Below are 4,794 nucleotides of genomic sequence, written 5' to 3' on the forward strand. Positions count from 1 at the left end.
CCGCTCCTGAAGGGGACTTGACGCCACGCTCACGTGAGCTAGATCAAATTCTTCGTTTAGCCGCCTAGACCACCAGTTGCAACTTTTTGATACTTAGCTCAGGAATTTAATTTCTGGGTCAATTTCTGCAAAAGTATAGATGGGTTGATTCTGGAACTAGAACCTGTGCGATCGCTCAGAAGCACCGATTTAATCCAGTTCTATCATCGCCTGCAAGCCGTGATCGCCAATTTTCGTAATGCTACTAACCTGAAGAGTTTGGCTAAAACCCTTGCCAGAGAGGTGAAAACAATGATTGGGTTTGATCGGGTGATGATCTACCGCTTTGAGGCAGACGACAGTGGTGTGGTGATTGCGGAGGATAAACAGAGCCATCTAGAAAGCTACTTGGGACTGCACTATTTGGCCGTAGATATTGCCGCACCAGCCCGCAAGTTGTTTTGCCGCAACTGGATGCGATTCATTCCCGATATCAATCACACCCCTGTCTGCCTGATTCCCACCAACCATCCTCTGACGAATACACCCCTTGATCTGAGTGATTCTCTGTTACGAGGAGTGTATCCATGTCACATTGAATACTTACAGAATATGGGGGTTGCTGGGTCGATGACAATTTCGTTGATCACCGACAAAGGTCTTTGGGGATTAATTGCCTGTCACCACTACAGCCCTAAATTAGTGGATTATGAAACTCGCAAAGCCTGTGAACTTTTAGGACAGTTTGCCTCGATTGAACTGGTGCATCAGGAAGAACGAGAATTGGATGTTTACCGAACGCACGTGAAAGTGATTCAGGATGAATTGCAACAGACGTTATTGCAGGAGTCCAATTTTATTGAGCAAGTGTTGATCAGAAATACCTCTCAATTGCTGGATCTAGTTCATGCTCAAGGAGCCGCGATTTTGCTTGACGGTTATCTGACATTAGTTGGTCAAACGCCATCGGCTACCCAGGTGCAGGAACTTGTGGCGTGGTTGGTGCAACATCAGGCGAAACGAGTGTTTGCTACTGATTCCCTCTCACGTTTATATCCAGAAGCGAAGGCATTCCCAGATCAAGCTAGCGGCCTCCTGGCAATTTCAATATTATTCAACCATTCTAAACAAAAGTCTTACCACATTATCTGGTTTCGACCGGAGCAAATCCAGACGGTGAATTGGGCAGGCAACCCCCAGGATGCGATCACAATCAACGAAATTGGAGAGATGCAATTGTCTCCCCGGAAGTCCTTTGCAATGTGGAAGGAAACCGTGCAGGAAACTTCCTTGCCTTGGGAGGTTGCGGAACTGGAAGCCGCTACTGAGATGCGAAATACGCTGATGTTGGCAGTGCTGGAGTTTTCCCAGATAGCCCTAGAACAAGCCGCAAAACAAGCGGCGATCGCCAGCCGTGCCAAAAGCCAGTTCCTCGCTAAAATGAGCCACGAACTGCGGACTCCCCTCAATGCCATTTTGGGATTTACTCAGTTGATGAACCGCAACGAGAAGATTCCATCTGAGTTTCAAGAAGATTTAGGCATCATTAGCCGCAGTGGAAAACACTTGCTAACTCTGATCAACGATGTGTTGGAAATGTCCAAAATTGAAGCGGGTCAGTTAGAGTTAACGGAAAACTCTTTCGATTTGCATCAGCTAATCTACTCCATCAGAGAGATGGTTGCCCTCAAAGCTTTAAAGAAAGGAATTGATCTGAGAACAGAACAGCATAGTAGTGTTCCTCGCTATGTATATGGTGACGAATCAAAACTGCGCCAAATTCTAATCAACCTCTTAAGCAATGCGATCAAATTTACGACAAGAGGCAGTGTCATACTGCGATTCCAAGCTTTGACCAAGAAATTGTACAGCGTCAACTCATTTGATTCAATTTCTACCGATGATTCCCAACCAATTATCACTCTTCATCTAGAAGTTGAAGACACTGGATGTGGTATTGCTCAGTCTGATATCGAGACTGTGTTTGAAGCCTTCACGCAAACAGAACCAGGTCGCCATGTTCAAGGTACAGGCTTAGGCTTATCGATTAGCCGTCAGTTTGCCCGTTTAATGGGTGGTGATATTACAGCGCGAAGCATCCTGAATCAGAAGTCAACCTTTATTTGTGAGGTTTTACTGAGTCTGGTAAGCGCAGGGGATATCATCGCGCCGGAAACGACTCGCACTGTTATCGGTCTGGAACCGGGACAGCCCACTCGTCGTATTCTGGTGGTGGAAGACTTGAGAGAAAATCGTCTGTTGCTCGTCAGGCTATTGGAATTAGTTGGGTTCGAGGTGTGTGCAGTCGAGAACGGAAAAGAGGCGATCGCTCTGTGGTCAGAATGGCATCCCGACCTGATTTTAATGGATATTCAAATGCCCGTGATGGATGGCTACGAAACTACCCGGCAAATTCGAGTCAGGGAGGGAGGTCAAGACGTGGTGATTATTGCGCTGACAGCCTATGCCTTTGAGGAAGACTACACCACTAGCATTCAGGCAGGCTGCAACGACCACATCACCAAACCATTTCTAGAAGCAATCCTATTTGATCGGATTGCATACTACTTGGGAGTCCGCTACTGCTACCGCGAAGAAGCTTTACCGGGGTTAGACCAGCAAACTTTACTTCCGAAATCCCTAACCGCCAAAGATTTACAGGTAATGTCGCCAGAGTGGATTATTCAGGCGCATTATTCAGGCGCATTATGCAGCTCTGGATCTCAACGATGCCAAACTCTACAATCTCATCGCCCAAATCCCCAAGCAGGAGCAAGTTCTCGCCAATGATCTGAAATATCTGGTAGATAACTTTCAGCTTGAGGCGATAGCGAAGTGCTGCTGCAAAGCGCAGATCGCAAATCTCACCCAAACTCAGTAAATTAGAATCATCCCAATCTCTCATTTCAGGATAGTAAAACTATGAATTCTCCATTTCCCGGAATGAATCCCTATTTAGAAAATCCGGTGTTTTGGTCAGAGGTACATCATCGATTGATTAGTGCGATCGCAGATGCTATTGAGGAAAATATTTCCCCACAGTATCGAGTGGCAATTGAACAACGTACTTATTTAAGTGATGACTCAGATTCTGTATTAGTTGGTATACCTGATGTTTCTATTTTTTCTCAACAAACATCACCGCAGCAATACTCATCAACTGCTACTCAAACAGTGACCTCAGAAGGTATCATGGTGATGATCCCGTTACCTGAACACATTACGGAAAATTACTTAGAAATTCGAGAAGTGTCTACAGGTTTTGTGGTGACATCTATCGAAGTTTTATCTCCTAAAAACAAACGCCCAGGCGAAGGGAGAAAAGCGTATGAACTGAAACGTAAACAAGTTCTAGCTAGTCTTTCTCACTTAGTCGAAATTGATTTACTCAGAAGTGGAAAACCTATGTCACTTTTAGGGGAAGTTCCTGTAACAGATTATCAAATTATTGTTAGCAGAAGTGAAACACGTCCTCAAGCTAAATTATACGGCTTTAGCATCAGAGAAACGATTCCCCTATTTCCATTACCGTTACAGTCAGAAGATACAGAACCGATTGTAGATTTGCAATCTTTATTGCATGGTATATATAATCGTGCAAGATATTACTTAGCAATTGATTATAATAAAGAACCAGTACCACCCCTAAAACCAGAAGATGCTATATGGTCTAATACCCTTCTGCACGAACAAGGGTTAAGGAGTAATTAGTAGTTGGTTAAAAATTCTTCTCATTTCCCCCTATGGCTAATTTATTTAAATCCGCTTCGGAAACGAATATCCTAATCGTGGACGATACCGCCGACAATCTCCGGTTGTTAGCCAAAATATTAGAGTCGCAGGGTTATATCATCCGTAAATCTCTCAACGGGAGAATGGCATTACAAGCTGCTCATCGCCATCCGCCGGATCTGATTCTGCTTGACATCAATATGCCTGAAATGAATGGCTATGAGGTTTGTCAACAGTTGAAAGCATCAAAAATAACAGATCAAATTCCAATTATTTTTATTAGTGCCCTTGACCAAATCAATGATAAAGTGCAGGCATTTGAACTGGGTGGACAAGACTATATCACCAAGCCCTTTCAAGAACTTGAAGTACTAATCCGCGTCAGAAACCAGCTACTCATCAAACAGCAACATCAACAACTTCTTGAACAAAATCAACGCCTAGAGTATGAAGTTGAGCAACGTCTGAAGGCTGAAACAGAGGTAAGGGAGCTATCTCTAACTGATGAGTTGACAGGACTATATAATCGACGTGGTTTTTTTTGGCTGGCAAATCAACAATTCAAAATTGTCCAACGTACAGAAATATTCTGCTGTCTTTTATTCGTTGATTTAGATGGTTTAAAACAGATAAATGACTCTCTAGGGCATGAGATAGGAGACAGAATGCTCATTGACACAGCCCAATTACTAAAGCAAACCTTCCGTGATTCGGATATTGTTGCCCGTCTAGGAGGAGACGAGTTTGTAATATTAGTTCCTATCTGCTCCAAGAATACAGATGAATTTTATCCTCGATTACAAACAAATATTGATCGATTTAATCAAGAGAATAATTACCCATATAAACTATCTATAAGTCTTGGTGTGGCAGAATGCGCCTTAAATGAGAACATTTCACTAGAAAAATTGATAGAAGAGGCTGACAAGCTAATGTATGAGCATACAGCACTTCCGTCTGTAATGAGGTACACTTTAAATTAAAGTATAAATATTTTTAAATGAAGTCATACTCTATCGATCTTCGAGAAAAAATAGTTGCAGCACATGTTCAGAAAAACATCTCAATCAGGAAAGTAGCTAA

3 protein-coding genes are annotated in these 4,794 nt (G+C 43.1%); all 3 read left to right on the forward strand.

Going from position 1 to position 4,794, the window contains the following annotated elements:
* Positions 1 to 144 precede the first annotated feature (144 nt).
* The 3 genes from ACEW80_RS27350 (at position 145) to ACEW80_RS27360 (ending at position 4,694) form a co-directional block, all read left to right on the forward strand.
* Positions 145 to 2,769, forward strand: a complete 2,625-nt coding sequence (locus ACEW80_RS27350) for a response regulator (protein ID WP_373529617.1) — start codon at positions 145 to 147, stop codon at positions 2,767 to 2,769.
* Positions 2,770 to 2,901: 132 nt separating this feature from the next.
* Positions 2,902 to 3,690, forward strand: a complete 789-nt coding sequence (locus ACEW80_RS27355) for a DUF4058 family protein (protein ID WP_373529618.1) — start codon at positions 2,902 to 2,904, stop codon at positions 3,688 to 3,690.
* A 32-nt stretch (positions 3,691 to 3,722) separates the two neighbouring features.
* Positions 3,723 to 4,694, forward strand: a complete 972-nt coding sequence (locus ACEW80_RS27360) for a diguanylate cyclase domain-containing protein (protein WP_373529619.1) — start codon at positions 3,723 to 3,725, stop codon at positions 4,692 to 4,694.
* Positions 4,695 to 4,794: the final 100 nt, after the last annotated feature.

Source organism: Nostoc sp. (assembly GCF_041747015.1).
Classification (GTDB): domain Bacteria; phylum Cyanobacteriota; class Cyanobacteriia; order Cyanobacteriales; family Nostocaceae; genus Nostoc.